Annotated in this window: 2 protein-coding genes; both read left to right on the top strand. The window is 35.8% G+C overall.

The genetic code is table 11. The features are described from left to right. Position 1: 1 nt before the first annotated feature. Positions 2-12,148, top strand: coding sequence for a type I polyketide synthase (locus tag P0092_RS20180; protein ID WP_004618609.1), 12,147 nt, complete (start codon positions 2-4; stop codon positions 12,146-12,148). Continuing rightward, entirely contained in the window at positions 12,145-22,092 is a 9,948-nt protein-coding gene (locus tag P0092_RS20175) for a type I polyketide synthase (RefSeq protein ID WP_004618611.1), read from the top strand. Before P0092_RS20180 ends, P0092_RS20175 begins: the two co-directional genes overlap by 4 nt. The last annotated feature ends 7 nt before the right edge of the window (positions 22,093-22,099 follow it).

The raw sequence follows: 22,099 nt of genomic DNA, 5'->3' as shown, positions 1-22,099 counted from the left end.
AATGAACAAGCATGAATTGGTAAAATTGTTAGAAAAAGTACAAAAAAGAGAAGTGCATTACATAGATGCTGAATACATGATTGATGAGAAAAAATCAGAATACAATGTAGAATCTGAAGGTAATGAAAAAAATAAAATAGCAGTGATTGGGTATTCATGCAGATTCCCTCAGGCTGACAATGCTGATGAGTTTTGGAATAATATTTTACATGGAAGAGATTGTATTACTGAGATACCAAAGGAAAGATGGGAACTGGATGGATTTTATGATAAGAATTCAGACAACAACAGCGAGACAAGCTACTCAAAATGGGGAGGCTTTTTAGGCTCATTATCACATTATGATACAGTTTTTTTAGGGATGGACAAAGAGGAGTTACTAACAATAGACCCTCAGCAGCTTATTATAATGGAAGTTGTATGGGAAGCATTGGAACATGCAGGATATGGTAATATCAGAAGAGAAAATTCCGATACGGGTATATTCATAGGAGCCAGAGCAAATAACTGTACATTAGGGATGTTGGATAAAAATAACACAGATTTAATGGAAGGCTCAAACAGAAATTACATAATTGGAAAAGCTCCTAATATGATAGCAGCAAGGCTTTCTGACTTTCTAAACCTCAGAGGACCTTCTATGGTCATGGATACTGCATGCTCATCTTCTCTGGTAAGTATTCATACTGCCTGCCGGAGTATCCTGGCAGGAGACTGTACAATGGCACTGGCAGGAGGAATTGATTTATTAGTAAATAGTGATTCCTATGTAGGACTTTCAAAAGCCAAAGCAATTTCTCCAGACGGAAAGTGCTACACTTTTGATAAAAGAGCTAACGGTTACGTTCCCGGTGAAGGAGCAGGGATAGTAATTTTAAAAGAATACAGCAAGGCTGTTGCAGACGGCGATACAATATATGGCGTTATTGCAGGCTCATCTGTAAATAACGATGGGCATACCATGGGAATAACAACGCCTGACCTTAACGGACAGAAAAATTTAATAAAGAAAGCCTTAAAAAATGCCAAGGTATCTCCTGAAAATATAACTTATATTGAGGCTCATGGAACAGGAACTGCCATCGGAGACCCTATAGAAGTTAAGGCATTAACCGAAACTTATAGGGAGAGTACAGGTAGGAGGGGCTTTTGTGCCATCGGCTCAGTAAAGACTAATATTGGTCATTTGCATAGTGCTGCCGGAATAGCAGGCTTTATAAAAATATTACTCTGCATTAAGAATAAAACCTTAGTACCAACATTAAACTGCGATATTCCTAATCCAAGATTTAATTTCGTTGATTCACCGTTTTTCCCTATAACTAAAGCAGTTACATGGGACAATTACGGTGATAAAAGAAGAGCTGCCATCAGTTCCTTTGGTTTTGGAGGTACTAACTGCCACATAATTATTGAAGAACATAATGATTTTCAGGTTGGGGAACAGGAGCAACAGAGGTATCTGCCTTTTGTTTTGTCTGCTTTGAACAGAGAAGCCTTAGATGGATTAATAAAAAAGTATATAAACTTTTTGAAAAAGAATAAACAGTTGAGATATAAGGATGTAGCTTTTGTTGCTAACGCAGGAAGGCAGGCTTTTTCAAATAAGTTATTTATAAATGCAAGTAATATTCAGGAACTTATAGCTAAGCTGGAGGATGCAGAAAAAGGAATAACTGATGAAAAAAAATCAATATTCGTTGGAGATAAATCTAAAAAAGCAGGTAACAAGCTTGTACTTATGTTCACAGGGCAAGGCAGTCTCTACACGGGTGCAGCTAAGGAAATATATGATACAAACAGTTTGTTTAAGAAGACCTTGGATAAATGCAGCGACATATTAATGCCATATTTAGGCAAGTCAATAAATGAACTGTTATTTAATCCGGAAAACACAAAGCTTTTAAGCAGCACATATATAACTCAGCCTGTAACCTTTGCATTGGACTATTCCCTATATATTCTATGGAGACATTTGGGGTTAACACCGTCAGTAGTTATCGGTCATAGTTTAGGAGAATATGTGGCAGCTTGTGCAGCAGGGGTTATGGACTTGGAAGCTGCGCTAAAGCTAGTTGTCACAAGGGGAAAGCTTATGAGTGAGCTCCCTGAAAACGGGGCAATGGCAGCAGTGTTTACATATGAAAATGAAGTTAATCAGTTATTATCAGAACTTAGCTATCAAGAGAGGGCTGTTGTATCAATTGCAGCAGTTAATGGCGAAACCAATACCGTTATATCAGGAGATAAGCTTGTTGTAGATAAAGTTTGCAGAAGATTTAAAGAAAAATCAGTAAAGTCTGTTTTACTTCAGGTATCTCATGCTTTTCACTCTCCGCAAATGGAATCTATGCTTGATAAGTACAGGGAAGCTTTACGGTATATTAAGCCTAATAAAGCTCAGTTTAAAATAGTGAGTAATGTTACGGGAGACTTCATTGATGGAGAGGCTTTAACTGAAGAGTATTGGCTCTCCCATATAATGGGTACTGTACAATTCAATAAAAGCATTAAAAAACTGTTATCAGAAGGCTATAAGTATTTTATTGAGTTAGGACCGGGAACAACTCTTTCTCAGCTTACAAGTAAAGTTGCAGAAGGTTATAATGACATAACTGTGGCTGCAACTCTGACCAGAGGAAAAAGTGACTGGCTCCAGCTTTTTGACTCAATGGGGAAACTCAATATATCAGGAGCGGAGTTTGATTTAACACAGTTTTTCCAAAGTGTTGGAGCTAAAAGAATAGCATTGCCATTATACAGCTTTACAAGAGAAGAGGTAATAAACAGTAACAAAGACCTTCCGATAAGTTGTGTGTCAGATGAAACAAATATTGAGTTTTTCGATGGAATTTTATCTAAAACAGAACAATATGTTTCATTTTATAAAATTCTGAATGCTGACAGAGATGCAGTTTTAGGAGACCACGTTGTTGGCGGAAATTGCGTGGTTTCAGGTGTATACCAAATTAAGCTGGCAGCTATGGGTGTACAAAAGCTATGGAATAGGGAAATCAAAGCAATTGAAGATATAAGATTTTCAGAACCTATTATTGCAGCAAAAGATAAAAATCTGCTCATTAGAGTTAGAATTTTTAAGGATAACAGTAATTATTTCAGAATAGACAGATGGGACGAAACCCTAACAAACTTTATTGAATGCTCCGGGGGACAATATTCCTTTGAGGATGAGCCTATAAAGAGTAAGGATGATTATGAAAATTATGCTGATGAGAATCAAGTAACTTCAGAGGCTGATAAAATTTATGAATATATGGACTCGGTGGGGCTGCATTATGGCCCGTTATACAGAGGAATAAACAAAATTGTGTCCGGAAGCACCACTGCATCAGGAGAAATAAAGCTAACCATTGAGGATAGTACTGATTGCAGCAAAGTGTTTCACCCGGGTGTAGTGGATTCTGCATTGCAGGTGGTTTCAGCTATACTTTTTAAAAACAATATTAAAGACAAATATGTGCCGTTCTGTATAAGTAAAATATCTGTTTTTGGTAAAATGCTTGATACAAATTATAAAAGTAAAGTAAAAATTTTTAGCGATTCCAATAGGTCGGAAATTCTTAAAGCAGATGTTATTTTGACTGATAATAATGGACAAGTCATTATGAAATTTAATGGAATTCATTTTAAAAAGATAGAAAAGAATGTTTCCTGCCATAACCTATTGTTTAAACCCACATGGATAGAAAAACCGCTGCTTCGTATAGAAACTACAGGAATACATAAAAATGTTTTAATCTTTATGGACGAAGATAACCAACAGCATAATAACATAGCAGCAGAAATAAAAAGTTCCGGATATGATGTTTATAAAGTATATAGAAGCAATAGAAATTTAAATAATGACGGTCATAGCTTTAATGTAACTCAAGGCGAATATAGCGACTTGGTATTAGTTCTGAACAAATTACAACAAAAAAGCCTTCAGTTACATAATGTATTATACTTGTGGTCCTTAGATGACTATAACCGAGTAGAACAAGCTATAGGTGATATCAATCTGAACAAGCACTCTCACGCATTAGATATCATTTATTTACTACGTGCTATAAAGGAAAATAAAATCAATAGTAAATTTAAGCTTATAACAGTAACAAATAACTGTCAGCCGGCACTAAAGGGGAAAGATGTATTGTTTCCCGAAAAATCAGAGGTTTTAGGGGTAATAAAAACTATTCCTTTAGAGTTTGAACAAGTACAGGCAGTTAATATTGATTTTGACTGTCAGGATTTCAAAGTACAGCCTATTTCAAGAAGTATTCTGACAGAACTTTCTGCTATTGATAAGGACGCATTTATAGCGTATAGGAATGCCAAAAGATTTGTAATGGTTATAGAAAAAGTGAAAGAGCTTAAACAAGACGCTATTAATGAGATAACTGTCAGAAAGGGCGGAACCTATATAGTTCTGGGTGGACAGGGCGGACTGGGAGTTGAAATTATAAAACACTTGGCTGACAAAGAGCAGGCAAATTTTATAGTCATATCCAGAAGTGAATTCCCCGACGTAAATCAATGGGGGAAGCTACAAAACTCTCAAGACCTTATGAACAGCAGAATTAAAGACAATATTTCAGCATTTAAAGAAGTATTGGCAAAGGGGTCCCGCTTAGCTTTTTATAAAGCTGATATAACAGATTATGATTCTTTGAAAGCTGTCTTTGACGAAGTAAGACATAAGTTTGGTTCAATAAATGGGATAATACATGCAGCAGGAGTACTACAGGATGCACTTATATTAAATATGGACAGTGAGAAGTTTTATAGTGTCTTAAACCCAAAAATGCTGGGTACTGTATTTGCTGATAAGTTGACTGAGAATGATCCGGTAGATTTTATGATACTTTTCTCAGGGTTTGTTTCCTATGTAGGAATAATGGGTCAGAGTAATCATACCTCCGCTAACTTTTTTGAAGATAGTTTTACTTATTATAGAAATTTTGTAAAAAGAAAAAGGACTTTAACAATCAATTGGGGTATATGGGGAACTATAGGAATTGTGGCTAAACCTATGTATATTCAGTCTTTAAAAGAGAAGGGCTTCGCTCCAATGGAAGTTAAAGAAGCTTTAGATGCCTTTGATAAGGTTATTTCTACAGACATGCCTCAGGTGGGTATAGGACATATGTCGGCTGAAAAGCAAGCTGAACTTTTATATAGAGAAGGAAAAAGAGTTGACTCAGGGTACAGTTTGTCCGACGAAGCATCCTGCGTAGGCAATATATTAAAGCATGATATTGAATTAGACAGATTAATAAAGGAAGTTAATCAAAGCTATGAATTCAATTTTGGAAGAGATTTAGACATACTTTGTGCGGTTTTTGTTATGGACTATTTTAAAGCCAATGGAATTTTTGTAGAACAAGATGTTTATCATACAGCAGATAATATTCGTACAACCTGTAAAATCCTTCCTAAGTTTGACAGGCTTGTTGATGCCATGCTTGATATATTGTTAAAAATGGACTTTATACAAGCTAAAGGCAGTAAGAAGTTTAAGCGTAAGGGAAATATCTGCTATAACAGCATTAATATATTAAGTCAGCAATTTAAGGAAAACTATAAAAATGAGGATATTTATGCAATTATTTTAGATAATTGCTATTCAAAATATGGGGAAGTGATATCAGGACAGTTGAATGCAATGAGCGTTCTTTTTCCGGGCGGAAACATTAATATAATGGAAAAGCTTTATCACTTACCATCACCTCAAAATCATTATATAGGGAAAGTAGTTAAAAGCATAGTATCCTCTCACGCGCCGGGGAAAAAAGTAAAAATTCTTGAGATAGGCGGTGGAACAGGGGGAAGTACAGCAAAAATTCTTAAAGAAATAAACGGCTTGGATGTAGAGTATACATTTACAGATATTTCACCCGTGTTACTAAAGCATGCCTCAGAATCCTTTAAGGAGTATACCTTTGTTAATTATACACAGCTGGATATTGAAAAGGAGCCTTATATGCAAAGGCTTCAAAAGGAGTCCTTTGATATCATAATTGCCGCAAATGTATTGCATGCTACTGCAAGCTTGTCTAATACCTTTAATAATGTAATGAAGGTTATGAAGAGCAACGCTGTTGTAGTTATGCTGGAGACTACTATGATAACAGGCTTTGCTGATTTGGTGTTTGGATTGACAGAGGGTTGGTGGAAATTTGAAGATGCTGATTTAAGAAAAAATTCTACATTATTAACTCCATACGAATGGAGGACATGCTTAAATAAATTAGGTTTCAGCAGAATAAGCACCCTGCCTTTAAAGGATAGAAAAAGTGTGAGATATCCATATTCCATCATAATAGCAGAGGGTATAAAAGAGAAAGTTGACTCTATTAGTAGTACAAGCCAAGCTAACCAAATGGTAAAGCCGACGGAAAGAGTTAAAACAATACCAATAGCACAGAAAACTAAATCACTTCCACAAAAGGAAGGCATAAGCTATGACAGTGTATTGGAATTTACAAAAGAAACTATAATCCTGAAAATCTTAGAAGTATCCGGCATTGAAAAGTCATCGGTTGACTCAGACGTAGGGTTTTTGGAATTAGGTCTGGATTCTTTATCTCTAGTTGCTTTGTCAGGGATAATAGAGAAAGAAATAGAAATAAGTCTTTACCCGACAGTGTTTTTTGAATACCAGACTATTGATGCTTTGGCTGCCTATCTATGTGAAAAACATTTTAACAGTATTGCTAAATTTATAAACTCAAATAAGAAAACAGCACCAATGGACGACGCTGAAATAGAGGCAGAGGAAGTAATAGAGCTATCAGAAGCAGCAGTAATAACAGAGGAATATAGACAGGAAACTCCGGAAGCCGTGATGCCGTATTACTCTGAGAAGGATATCGCAATAGTGGGTATGGCGGGTATCTTCCCGGGGGCAGATGATGTATATAAGTTGTGGGATAATCTGATAAAGGGCGTTTCAAGTATAAAGGATATTAGTATTGAACGCTGGAATGATTCAGAGGTGTACAGCAGTATTCCCGGTAAAGACAAAACCTATTGCAAATGGGCTGGCTTAGTAGACAATTTTGATAAGTTTGACCCGCAGTTTTTCAATATTTCCGTGAGAGAAGCCAAAAGAATGGACCCACAGCAGAGACTGTTTTTAGAGACTGCCTGGAGTGCTATTGAAAATGGCGGATATACGGCAAAAAGATTATCAGACTTGAGGGTAGGTGTCTTTGCCGGTGTATCAAACCATAACTACCACAACATTTCCTATGACAGAAATGATTCATTCTGCACCTTGAGTACCTCAAATGCTATGGTTGCTAACAGATTATCTTATTTTATGAATTTTACAGGGCCGAGTCTTACTATTGATACTCAGTGCTCATCTTCTATGGTGGCACTAAACTACGCGTGCCAAAGCATATTGTCGGGTGAGTGTGAAATGGCAATTGCCGGGGGAGTTAATGTGATTATACCTAAGGAATATTACGTGCTTCTCAGTCAGGTTAAGGCAATTTCTCCAGACGGTAAATGTAAAACCTTTGATAAGACAGCAAACGGTTTTATATCAGGGGAAGGCAGCACTGCATTACTGTTAAAGCCTTTATCTAAAGCTTTAAAAGATAATGATAATATACATGCGGTTATAAAGAGTGTAGCGGTGACTCATGACGGTAAATCCAGCAATACAAGTGCTCCTAATGCTAATTCTCAATATATGGCCATAACAGAAGGTATGATGAAAGCTGATATAAATCCGGAAACCTTGTCATTTATTGAAGCCCATGGTACAGGAACAAGTTTAGGAGACCCTGTTGAAGTATCTGCACTTACTAAGAGCTTTGAAAAATTTACCGACAAAAAATCATTTTGTGCAATTGGTTCTTTGAAAACAAATATAGGGCACTTAGAGTCAACAGCAGGTATTGCAGGTATTATAAAAGCTGTTCTTGCAATAAAGAACAGGATTATTCCGCCAACCATTAACTTTAATCAACCTAACAGCTACATTAATTTCAATGAAACTCCTTTCTATATAGCAGATAGGCCTATTGCATGGAAAAGCAATGAGCTAATGAGGGCGGGAATAAGTTCCTTTGGTATGGGAGGAACCAATTGTCACACGATTATAGAAGAGGCACCAAAATTAAGTATGGAAAGAATTCCGGGACATCCGGAAGTTCCATTTAACTTATTTACTATATCTGCCAAGTCACAACATTCTTTGAAGCTTACAATGGAGAAAATATGTAATTACATTGGGAATAATATTCATTTAAGCTTGGAGGATATTTGCCACACTATGAGTGTGAACAGAAATCATTTTTCAAATAGGCTCTCTATAGTAGCTAACAGTACAGAAAAACTATATAAGCTTATGAAGGAAGTATTAAAAAATGATTTTACAGTGAGGCAACAAAGTTCAGCTGCTATAAATTACTCCTTAGTAACAGCTGAAACTTCAAGATATAAGAAGGCAAAAGTTGTATACCTAATATCTGACAGAACTTTTGAGGTTAATAACATTGAGACTATAAGTAAAAATGTTATGTTCAAGGAAACTGTTGAATATATAAAAGCCTTATTGGGATTGGACGAAATCAATTCTACAAGCACTATAAATAAAGCACTACAGGAAGTTATAGCGTTAGCACTACAAGTATCAATGGCTAAAATACTGATGGACTTTAATGTTAATGCTGCCGTGGTAGTTTCCGCAGAAAAAACTGGTTTACCTGCAAGAGTACTTTCGGGTCGGATTAGTTTAAAAGAAGCAATTAGTGAAATAGCGTATAAACATGGAATAGACATAAACGAAGCTGTAGAAATACAGTATATGAAGTTTACTGAAACTCAGATTGTGGAATTTGATGCTATCAAGGATTTATATCAGTCGGGGGAAGAACAGGATACTAAAGTAGTAACAATTGAACTTGGGCCGGATGATTTTTACACTGACAGTATACTAGAAAATGTAAGCTTTGACGGTACATCAATCAATATATTACCATTTTTTCAGACTGGTGCTACAGAGTGGTATTCCATTATATCATTAATTGGAAGGATATATACTCTGGGTGTTGATGTGGATTTTGAAAAATTCTCTTGTCTGTTCAATGGGAAAACTATGGATTTGCCTACATATGTTTTTGATAACAAATCCTATTGGGCAATTAATACTGAACCAAAGGCAGAAGTAAAAAGTTTTGAAAGACCATATACGTTAAAAGGATTAACAGCATCCAATAGAATTGTTAAGTCTGCTATTGAAATTGGTATGGCTGATAAGGACGGGTTAATTACTGAAAACTATATTAATAAATATAAAAGCTGGAGTTCTATCGGCTCAGGAATAAAAATCATAGGAAACTGTATTGTTGACTTAAAAGGAAGAAAGAATGGAAATGAAGTTGTATTGAACAGTGTAAACAATCAAACATACCAGCTTAAAAGGCTTTCGGAGCTTTTGAAGTCAGACGGTTCTCTGTTACTGGTGCAACTTAACCATGGGGGAGTAAAGTCAATAGATAAGCTATCTGAAGAAGAGATAAATGAATTAGCAGGCAGATTTATTGAAGCCGCTGTTGCTGCTAAAAATGGCGGAGCTGACGGTATACAGCTTCATGCTGCCCACGGTTACTTATTGTCCAACTTCTTATCTCCGTTATTAAATACACGCAGTGATAATTGGGGCGGATGCACCAAGAACCGAACTGCTTTAATCATAAGTATTGCTGACGGAATCAGAAAGACACTTGGAGATGATTTTATAATAGGTATCAAAATTGATATGCCAAGTGGTAAGAATGGAATAGATATAGAAGAGCTGGTTAATATTATAAAGACTTTAGAGGATAACCGATTTGATATTGTTGAACTTAGTGGGGGGATTTTAAGCAGAGAAGAGGTATTAAAATCCTGCTATTTGCCTGAGTATAAAAAGATTCTGGCTACAATTAAAGAGACAGCTGGTATCCCTATAATAATCACCGGAGGAATACGCAGGCTGGAGCAGATAGAAGATTTGCTTACTAACTCATTTGCTGACTTTGTTGGCATAGGAAGACCGTTTATAAATAGTTCGGATTTTATTAAAGATTTAAAAGCAAATAAGGAGGGAGCTTGTACTTCCTGCTCTATGTGTTTTTATACTATTACCTCCGGAGAATTAAGATGCGTTAAGGAAGTCAAGCAAAAGACTTTTGCCCCTCCCCAATGCCAAAGGTACTTATTTGAACAGCAGTGGGTTAAAACATCAGAAAATAAGGAACCAGAGGATAAGAACATTTTTAAAGGTACCTATGCACTAATAGGTGAAGATGATATTAAGCTTAATATTTTAGAAGAATATTTAAGGCATAAAGGAAGTACTGTAGTCAGAGTAAAAAAAGGACTATTCTATAATGCCGAGGCTTATGGCTATACCATAAATTACTCTAATTCAGAAGATTATGAAAAGTTGATGCAGGATATTTACTTAAAATCAGGTGAGAAGTTTAGAGGAGTTATTCACATACCTCTTCATGAGCGAAATGAATTATTGGGGAGCGAATTAAATACCGACTCAGGAGTTTTTGTACATATGTATCTTGCTAAAGCAATCCTTGCTGCCAAAATAATTCATAGCTTAAAGCTTATATCGGCAACCTTTAATGGATTGGCTGTACCAGCAGATAAGTCCGTAGTTCCCGAAAGTGCTTTATTAGTTGGTTTAGATAGAAATATCCCATACGAAGTGAAAAATATATCCTCCTTAGCAATAGATTTTAATAGAAACATAAGCAATGAAGACTTTGCAAATAAGTTGATTTATGAATTATCAACTTTCAGAAGTAAATTTAAAGAAATATCCTATAGAAATAATGAGCGCTTTATAAGAATAACCCGTGAGTTTGAAGGGAATATAAACGAAACCGGTTGCAGTACAGATGGAGGAGTTTACCTTATAACCGGTGGTTTGAGCGGGTTAGGGGCCATATTTGCAGAGTATTTTATCAGAAATAATGCAGAGGCAGTATACCTCACGGGCAGAAGGGATATAAAGGAGTTAACTGATAGTAAGGCTATATCCGAGTTAGAAAAGCTGAATAACATAAATAGAGATATTAAAAACAATACTGCAATTGAGTACAGGAAATCGGACGTTTCAAATCCGGAGTCACTGGATTCAGTTGTTAAAGAAATTACAAGTAAATACGGAAGGATAACAGGTATAGTACATTGCGCCGGACTTGTTGACAGTGTGAATAGAACTTTAAGAACTAAAACCTATGAGTCTTTTGCAAAAACAATAAGTCCTAAATTTCAGGGGACAATGAATATCGGAAGAGCTTTTATGAATATTCTGCCTGACTTCATGATATTATGCTCATCAATTTCCGGACTTAATGGAAAGTTAGGCGCTACTCTATGCGATTATGCAGCTGCAAATTTCTATATGAACGAATACGCAAAAGCCCTAGCGCAAAATTCGGGGAAAAAGGTAGTTTCAGTGAGCTGGCCTTTATGGGAAGGCGTAGGACTTGGAGCAAAAAAGGCTTATGGCGGGGAAGATTTTTCAATAAGTAGTGACATGGGACTAAAGATATTTGATGCAGTAATTAAGTCTAAAAATTGTGGAAACTTAATTGTGCTTAATACCGATAAAAGTGATTTTTCTTTAAATGGTTTGTTCAAAGAGGAGGAAACATTGACATTTGAAAAAGCTGCTGATATGAAAACCTCTGATGTTGACAAAGCTGCTTCAAGAGAAAGCTTGAAGGAATATTTAAAGGGACTGCTTGTTGAATTTTTACAAATAGAAGTCTCACAAATAAGCGAATACACGAATTTTTCAGAGTATGGCATTGATTCCGTTATAGTTGCAGATATAGTTGCTGTAATAGAACGTAAATACAAAATATTCCTGCATCCTTCTATTATACTGGAGTATCCGACTATTAATGCATTAGCCGACTTCCTTATGGAAGAGTACAGGGTTATTGAAGTCGGGACTGAAATTTCCGGTGAAAACAAGCATGAGCGTGAAACTTTAAGTGACGAAGTTAAGCTGTCTCAGCAGACTGAAAATAATGAGACAGATTTAGTCCGTTTACTGGACAACATATATAAAGGGGAAATAGCTGTAGATGAAGCTCTTAAAATTTTTGGAGGGGAATCATGAAAAAATTTCTTGAATTTATATTTAAAAATGTAGCTAATAAAGAGCTGGATAGTAAGATTGCTGAATCAATAATAAGAGAACACCAGGCAGAAATGAATGACAGACCGGCTTCAGAAAACAGTATTAAGGATATAGCTGTTATAGGTATGTCATGTAATTTTGGAAAGTCAGAAAATCTTCAGGAATTTTGGCTCAATATTGAGCAGGGTATAGATTGTCTGGAAGAGGTGCCTGAATATCGATGGGATAAGGAAAAAAGATACAGTGCTGATAGGAAGGCTCTGAAAAGTTATAGTAAGTGGGGAAGCTTTGCCGGAAGGGCAAACAAGTTTGATTCAGATTTCTTCAATCAATCCGAGATAAGTTCAATGGTAACAGACCCTCAGCAAAGATTATTTTTACATCTTTGCTGGGAAGCTTTGGAGAACGCAGGCTATGGCAGTCGTGACAGCAGAAGGGGAGATGACATAGGAGTATTTGTTGGGGTCAGAGGAAATGTATATAATACTGAAACCTTTGTAAGCAATAAGAATATGTCCGACATGTCCCGAAAGGACAGCATTGAATTTATACGTTCAGTACTGCTTGGAAAGGCGCCAAATATGGTAGCAGCAGCAGTTTCAAATTATTTAGACCTCAAGGGGCCTTCAATGGCGGTTGATACAGCATGTTCTTCCTCTTTGGTAAGCATACATCTTGCCTGTCAAAGTATAATTAACGGGGACTGCGATATGTCTATAGCAGGAGGAATTGAAGTAATAGTAGATCCTAATACTTACGTTTATTTAAGTCAGATAAATGCATTGTCCCCTGAGGGTAAATGCAAAACCTTTGACAAAAATGCAGATGGATACGTACCGGGAGAAGGCGGTGGGGCTGTAATCCTAAAGTCTCTGGATAAAGCTATAAAGGATAAGGACAATATAATTGCTGTAATAAAAGGAACCGCAGTAAATAATGATGGATACACTGTAGGAGTTACTACGCCGGATATTGAAGGACAGAAGAGAGTTATTAAAAAAGCTTATAGGAAAGCTGGTGTAAAACCTGATTCAGTTACCTTAATAGAAGCTCATGGAACGGGAACATTTTTGGGGGACCCCACTGAATTCAGAGCACTTACAGAAGTATTCAGGGAAAACACGGATAAATTTAATTTTTGTGCTTTAGGAACGGTGAAATCAAATATCGGGCATTTACATTCTGCTGCGGGGATAGCTAGCTTTATAAAGATAGCTCTAGCATTAAATAAAGGAAGAATACCGGCAACCTTAAACTGTAATGAGCCAAATCCGAGATTTAATCTAATTTCATCTCCCTTCTATATTTCAGACAAAACAACCAATTGGGAAGTTGACAAGATAAAAAGAAGGGCAGGAATAAGTTCCTTTGGGTTTGGTGGAACTAACTGTCATATAGTTCTTGAGGAACATCCGTCAGAGTATACAAAAAAAGAGGCAGAAACTATAGAAAACCATTTAGCTGTGTATTCTGCAAAGGATAATGAAGCCCTTAAAAGGGTTATATGCAATAATTTAGAGTACCTTAATAGTAACTTTGTTCAACCGGAGGATTACTCATATACATTAAACACAGGAAGAGAGCTTTTTGAAAAGCGTATATGTGTTAGTTTTAAAAATGTAGAAGAATTAAGGGGCAAACTCTCAGCATTAATTGATGATAAAGAAAAGCAGTTTTCTTTATCAGAAAATGCAGCTTCAAAGAGCAGTGAGACACCTAAAACAGCATTGGTATTTCCCGGACAAGGCAGTCAATACTATGGTATGGCGAAAGAACTTTATATCAGAGCAGAAAGTTTTAGAGAAGCTTTTAATAAATGTGATACTGCTTTCAGTAAATATTTAGGGCAGTCTATAAAAGAGATTATTTATTCTTCAGATGTATCCAAAGATTTGATAAATCAAACGGCTATTACTCAACCTGTTGTCTTTGCAATAGATTATTCAATGGGCAGAATGTGGTTAGATTTAGGTATAAAGCCCGATGCAGTTCTCGGACATAGTATAGGGGAGTATGCAGCTGCTTGTATTGCAGGTGTATTTACATTGGAGGAGGCTGCTCGAATAGTTGTAAAAAGAGCGGCACTGATGAATTCCATTGATTGCAACGGAGGAATGATGGTAGTTTTTGCTGATGAAGCTACAGTCAGAAAAGTTTCCGGTGATACTTTACCGAAACTTGAAGCAGGTATTTCCATTGCCGCAATTAATGGCCCGTCCAATATTGTAATATCAGGTACAAATAAGGATTTAGAAATAGTAAAGAGTAAATTATCAACATTAAATATAAATACAAGGGAATTGGCTGTTTCTCATCCCTTCCATTCTAAATTAATGGCTCCTATTCTGGAGGAATTCAGAAATGAATTCAACTCTATAAAAATGAAAAGGGCACAGATACCATTGGTAAGCAATCTTACCGGTGATTTTAAATACAATTTTGATGCTGATTACTGGCAAGAACATATTATTGAGCCTGTGAGGTTTTACCAAAGTATAGTATTTTTGACTGACAATAATTATGACATTTTTATAGAGGCGGGTCCCGGAACAACCGCTGCAACTATGTTAAAAAGGATTGAACAGTGCTCACAAAAAGTAATAATACCAACATTAAACAAATATGACAGTGATTGGGATAGCTTGACGGGAGCCATTTCCACCGTTATTAAAGAAGGTTTGGAAATTAATTTTAATGTTTTATATAGCAAAAGAAATAAAATAGAGCTTCCAACCTATCCCTTTAGCTACAGAGAGTATTGGATAAATCAGGAGAGGTCTTCTGACATCAAGCATTCAAGTGAAGAACACAAGAATACAAATGGATTAGCATATGCTTTGTTTGATAATATAAAAATCGTTTCAGAGAATGAAATTCACCTTGAAAAGACTGTTACAACTGAAGACTTGGAAGTAATAAGGAATCATGTGGTTGGTGACAATGTAATTATGCCCGGAGTCTGTTTTTGGGAAATGGCGCAGATAGCGTCTCTATTCGGATATGGAAAAGTTCCTGTAGCCTTGAAGAGAATAACTTATCCGTCTGCACTGATTATTGATAAAAAAGAGAACAGCCGATACAGGCTGATACTTGATAAAGAAAAAGGCAAATTCACAGTTTCAGCGTACAATAAAAAGTCTGAACAGCTGTGGGAACAGGTTGCGCTAGGTACTATTGAAGAGGTTAATACTGCAGACAATTCGCTAACAGATATATCAGGCATAAAGAAGCGGTTAAATTACCGTTACTTCTCAGGCAGAGAGTTAAATGAAAAATTTAAGGAAAAGGGATTATTTTATGGAGAAAAGTTCTATTCCGTTACTAATGCCTGGGGAGGACAGAATGAGGCACTGACAGAATTAAGGTTCAAGGCTGATATGTTATCAGAAAATTATATGTATCATCCGGGAATTTTAGATGGTGCACTTCAGGGAATAGCTTTAGTACAGGAAGTGGCAGAAGATACTCGTACCTTTATACCATATAGAGTAGAGCAGATAGACTTCTATGGAAGGCTTCCGGAAGACTGTTTCGGTTATGTAAGTTTAGTCAAATACAATACAGAAAAAGGCATTATAGAATTTAATGTTTCTATTACTGATATTTACGGTAATGTAAAAATATCAATAAAGAAAATGTGTCTCAAGGCTGTAAATATGCAGTCAAATGAAGCAATAGTGACAAGAGAAAAACAGATTAAAGAGTATTATACACCTTATTGGACTGAGATAGAAAAAGAGCAAATAAAGCCCTTAACTTTAAAGACCCTTTTAGTATTTGAAGATATTAAAGGAAAGGATTCACCCTTAGTAAAATTTTATGAAAACAGGGGCTGCAAAGTAATAAAGGTAAGTAAAGAATTCTCATATAAAAAGATAAATGAAGACCAATACAATATTAATCCATATAACAAGGAAGATTATCAGAACTTGTTCAGCAGCCTTCATAAAGACGGTATAGCAGCCGAAGGAATTATATATGCATTTGATTTAAACAGACAGGAAGTTGCTGATAACCATTTTGCTGCAGTTGAAGATATGGCCGGAGGCAAAGTATTAGGGCTTATAGCTTTAATCAACTCCATGAGAGTTTATAATTTAGATGAAACTCATATTGCAGTAGTTACCAGTAATGCTTTTATAGTAAATAGTCACGATAAAGGCTATAACTACCCTCAGGCAGCCGTGGCAGGATTAATACGCACCATTCCTCATGAATATGGCAATATTAAAGGAGTACTTATAGATATTGAAGAAAATTCTCTGGAAAATGAAAGGACATTGAAGCTTATAGCGGACTACTTAATGAACCAATATAAGAAGGAAATCGTTTCAATAAGAAATGGAAGGCTTTTTGCTCAAACCTTTAAAAAGGAAAATTTCTGCATAAATCAAGATATGAATCTGCCATTACAAGACCAAGGCGTATATGTTATAGCAGGAGGTCTGGGAGGAATAGGTTTAGAAATTGCAAAGGCAATAGCAGCAAAGGTTAAGGCGAGACTGATATTGATAGGGAGAAGCCCTTTTCCAGAGAGAAGTAAGTGGCAAAGTCACGAGACAGAAGAAAACAAAGCATTACTTAAAAAAATAAAGAGTATTCAAGACATAGAGGCAAAGGGAAGCCAAGTAATAACTTTAGCTGTAGATGTATGTAATGAGAAACAGTTAACCTCTGCTTTGGAGTCAATAAGAACAAAGTTTGACCATATTAACGGAGTTATAAATGCTGCAGGTATTTTAGAGGATGCCTTAATAAACAGGGTAACAAAAGAAGTGTATGAGAAAGTAACCAAAGCAAAAATTCTAGGTTCCTGTTTGTTAGACTATGCAACAAATAAGGATAACTTGGACTTCTTCGTTATCTTCTCAGCCATGGTTACATACTTCGGGAATGCAGGACAAGCAGCCTACAGTTGCGCAAATGCTTTTGAAGATTCCTTTGCTGCATATAGAAATTTTGTTAAGGGCAAAAAAACCATAGTTATTAACTGGGGAGTATGGGAAGAGGTTGGACTGGTAGCCGATTCTGTGAGCAAGAAGTCTTTGGAGGAAAGAGGAATCATTCCACTAAGTACCAGTGAGGCGATTGAAGGGTTTTATTCCTGCTTAACTGAAAAGCATTTCCAGTTTGGTATCGGAAAATTAAGTAAGGACTTAGAAAATAAGCTTATTAGCAGATTAATTACAACAAAGCTAAGCAGAAGCATTTCAAATAGTTTATCCGGTCATTTTACAATGGATATTGAGAAGCTTTTAAAGGAATATTTATTAAAAAAGATAAATGAGCTTAGAGAAAACAGCAGTAAACCTATGAATTATAAGACTAGTTTCTTGGACGCAGGACTGGATTCTATAACTATTGTTAACTTTACAGAAAACTTTGAAAATGAAACCGGAATAAAGCTTTATCCTACGGTGCTTTTTGAGTATCCTACAATACAGGAGCTTTCAAAGTATTTATTAAAGAATAACAATAGTGTGTTAGACAAGATTTTAAATGAAAACTTGATTCTTGGGGATGAAAAGACAGATTATGCAGAGATTGAGAACACTGAGACGGAGGTTGTTTCCGAAAAAGAACAGAATCTCATTTTGTCAACGGATATTGCTGTTATAGGCATGTCGGGCAGTTTTCCCGGAGCAAGTAATGTTAATGAATATTGGCAGAACCTGATGAACGGAATTAATTGTGTAAAGGAGGTTCCGTCTGAGAGATGGGATTGGAGGGAGTATTACCATCCTGACAAGCAAAAGGGAAAAACCTATTGTAAGTGGGGCGGTTTTATAGATGAAATTGATTTATTTGATCCGCTGTTCTTTAATTTGTCCCCAAAGGAAGCAACTGTATTGGACCCTCAGCAACGATTCTTATTAAAAGCGACTTGGGAAACCTTGGAGGATGCAGGCTATGCTGACGGAAAACTTTTTGGTACTCGTACAGGAGTATTTGTGGGGGTTTCAAATCACAATTACTTTGATGAAGCGTTTGATGAGGATAATAACTACAGTGGTTTAGCCACAGCCAACGCTATAGCTGCCAACAGACTATCGTATTTTTTTGATTTAAAAGGGCCCAGTATGAGTATAGATACCCAATGCTCATCTTCTTTGGTTGCGCTGCATGAAGCCTGTAAAAGTATAATTATTGGGGAATCTGATTATGCAATAGCCGGGGGAGTTAATTTCTTGATTCCAAAGGATTACTATATACTTCTCAGTCAGATGGAGGCTGTGTCAAAGGATGGAAGTTGTAAGACCTTTGACAAAAAGGCAAATGGATTTATATCCGGAGAAGGTGTTGGAGTGCTCCTTTTAAAGAGGCTATCAGACGCCATAACAGACAGAGATAATATTCATTGTGTAATCAAAGCCACTGAAGTTAATCATGATGGTAAATCTGGAAGCCTGACAGCACCTAACAGTAAATCTCAGTCTGAATTAATAAAGAGATGTATTGGAAAAGCGAAAGTAAATCCTGAAACAATAACTTACATAGAAACTCATGGAACAGGAACATCCTTAGGAGACCCTATTGAAATAAAAGGTCTTACAGAGGCTTTTACTGAATATACCGACAAAAGAAGCTATTGTGCTTTAGGTGCAGTAAAAAGTAATATCGGACATCTGGAATCAGCCGCAGGTATGGCAGGCATAATTAAAGTAATAATGGCTATGAAGAATAAAACTATTCCCGGAAATCTTCATTTTGAAGAAAAAAATGCATTTATTGATTTTGCAAACTCACCTTTTTATGTTTTAGACAAGCCTATAAAGTGGCAAACCTATGGTAATCCAATGAGAGCCGGGATAAGTTCATTTGGAATGGGAGGAACCAACGGCCATGTGATTTTAGAGCAGGCACCAGAATATAAAAAATATGATAGTTCTGATGAGAACAATGTAAGTTATCCGGTGGTTTTGTCAGCTAAAAGTTATAGTGCTTTAAAGAAATCAATAATAAAGCTTACAGAATACTTAGAGGACAAACCGCATTTACAAATTAAGGATATTTCATATACGTTAAATACGGGAAGATACAATTTTAATTATAGAGTTGCTATAGTAGCCGCCAGTGTGGCTGAGTTAACCTATTCACTGCAACAAATCAGCTCAAATAATTTTGAGTACTGGCAATCTCATAAGATATTTTATGGAAGCACCAATGGCAATGATGCTATCTCACATTTGACTGCATCAGAGGACGAGATTGTAAAGGCTGTTGTTGTAATACCTACACATGACAGAAGTATTTTCAATAATATTGTTAAATTTACAAATAAGTATTTCCAAAAAAATAGAGTATTCATGGAAGTTTTGGATGAATATGAAAAAGCAGTAAATAAAATCGGTATGTCAATTAAAAAGTGTCTTCAGCCGGAAGTAGTCTGTCTGGACAATGAAGCAAAAATTTTTACTTTTGCATTTACTGTAAGTATGATTAAGTTCTTAGAGACTTTGGGAATTAAAACTGTTCAAGTAATTGCACCGGACAACTCTGAAATTATAATGGCAGCCTCAGAAAAAAGAAGAAGCCCTGAAGAATGTATACGTAAGGTATTAGAAAATAATGAAGAAGGTACTTTAAATGCTTCACAAGTAATTGATAGTAATTACATAATTAATTTAGGCAGAAGAGATTATTTAGATATTTTAGGCATACCTGATGAACAAGCCGGAATTTTCAATATTTTAGAAGATGAATCCTTTGATACTGACAGTGTTAATACATTGATATCAAAAATTTATGTTAAAGGCGGTAAGATAAATTTTAATGCAATTTATTCTGATTCAGAGAGAAAGACATCACTGCCTACATATTCATTTCAGCCGAAAAGCTACTGGAATCGAAAGAAGCTTAAAGATGTGAGCAGGGAAGAAATTGTCGCCGTAACCGAAGCTAAACATGATGTTCAAAAGGCACAGGATTATTTTTATAAGTGGTTCTGGCAGGAGGTTAAGGAAAATACCCCTCTAACTTTTGAAAATAGCTTTGTATGGGTTGTCTTTTGTGATAAACAAGAGCTTTATGCGAATATTAGGGAAAGCCTGAAAACTAGAAATCAAAAGGTAATTTTAGTGTTTGCTGACGATAAATACTATAAAAAAGACAGCTGCAACTATACTATAAATTCTTACCTTGAGGAAGACTATAAGGTTTTATTTAAAGATATAATAAAAGATTTTGGAAGAGTAGACACGGTAATAAATCTTTGGGCATACACAAATACGGAATTCCAAGAAACCACCTATGCCAGTGTATATGGCCTTTTAGGAATAGCTTTAGGATTGAATGCTAATCTAAAAGGAAATACAGAAGTAAACTTAATTTCTATCACTAATCACAGTTTAGAAGTAGAGGATATTGATAAAGGTAAAATCAGTGTAGGTGGCTATCCGGTTCACATGCTGTCTAGACTAATATCAGCCGAAATAAAAAATATAGCGGCCAGAAGTATTGATTTTAATGGTTTGGAGGCTTCTAAAGAAGTAGTGGAAGACGTTATTTTCAAATATTCACTTACGAAGAACGGTTTTAGTGAATTGGCCTACAGACATGGAAAAGCCTATATAAGAATGCTGAAAAAAAATACTCTTCAAAAACCTGAAATTCTAAATTCAGTATGGAAAGATGGAGGGGTATATGTAATTACAGGCGGTGCAACAGGTATAGGTGCAGAAATAGGCCTGCATATAGCAAAAAAGGTAAAGGCTGCAGTAATCTTAATCGGAAGAACCAAACTTCCTGAAAAGTCAGAATTTAGAGAGTATTTGGAGCGGGGAGATCAAAAGGCTGTTATTGAGAAAATAGAAAATATCATAAAAATCCAAGAGGCAGGAGCCAAGGTTGAATACTATAATGGTGATATTTCAGACGAATTAAAAACAATAGAAATATTAGATAATATAAGCAAAAGGTTTGGGCATATAACAGGTATTTTACATTGCGCAGGAGCTAAAAGAGATGGGATTATAACAGCGAAGTCTTTCAAGGATTTCCAGTATGCCATAGCTGCAAAGGTTTCGGGAATCAGTAATATTAAAAAAGCCATTGAGGGTAAGTCTGTTGACTTTGTGGTAGCCTTTTCGTCAATTGCAGCTCTTTATGGAACTCCGGGACAAAGTGACTATTCTTCAGCCAATGCTTTAATGGATGCATTTATAAATGATTGGTCGGGTAATACGGAAACTTTTGTTACTTCTATCAATTGGACGTTGTGGGACGGAGCGGGTATGGATATACCATTACTTGCAAAACGAAAAATGGAAAACGATGGTTTATTACCCTTGGAAATAAGTGACGGTATAACAGCACTTGAAAGGTTATTACAAGATAGAAAAGCGTCTAATTACATTGTAATGAAGCTTTCAGAATCGGACAAATTTATAAAAGATTTATTTGAATCGAAGATGAGAAATCCTATGTCAGATAAAAATGGATTATTTTTATCCGGTACACAGAGCAGTAAAAATATGTCGGTACATAAAACAACCAATACCTTTGAAAAAGAGACTAAAGAATTTCTTCTAAAGATGTTATCTGAATTATTGTACCTCGAGGCTACAGATATTGATACAAGCAGAGGGTTAGATGAATACGGTATGGATTCATTGGCTATAAAAGAGGCTTTGGCGGCTTTGGAAAAACAATATGATACTGTACTAGAGCCATCTTTGTTTGAAGAAAATCCTACAATAGATAAACTGGTTGTTTATTTGGCTGACAGGTTAAGCAAAAACATTCAATATCAAACTGAGGAAGCTTTTAATAATAGTGGAGAAAGTGAAATATCTGAAGATATTGCAACAGATTCTGATGAAGATAAAATAGAGCATTTACTCTGTAAATTATATGAAGGGACAATTAATACAAAAGATGCAAAGGAAAAAATAGCACGGCTATTAAGTGTCTCCGAAGATTAATTTTATC

It is taken from the genome of Ruminiclostridium papyrosolvens DSM 2782 (assembly GCF_029318685.1).
Classification (GTDB): Bacteria; Bacillota; Clostridia; order Acetivibrionales; family DSM-1351; genus Ruminiclostridium; species Ruminiclostridium papyrosolvens.
The sequence above is the reverse complement of the archived record's forward strand: the minus strand, read 5'-3'. Positions and strand labels throughout refer to the sequence as shown.

Excerpts from the sequence above, each read along its gene's own strand:
- P0092_RS20180 (WP_004618609.1), top strand. The coding sequence starts at position 2 with ATGAACAAGCATGAATTGGTAAAATTGTTAGAAAAAGTACAAAAAAGA.
- P0092_RS20175 (WP_004618611.1), top strand. The coding sequence starts at position 12,145 with ATGAAAAAATTTCTTGAATTTATATTTAAAAATGTAGCTAATAAAGAG.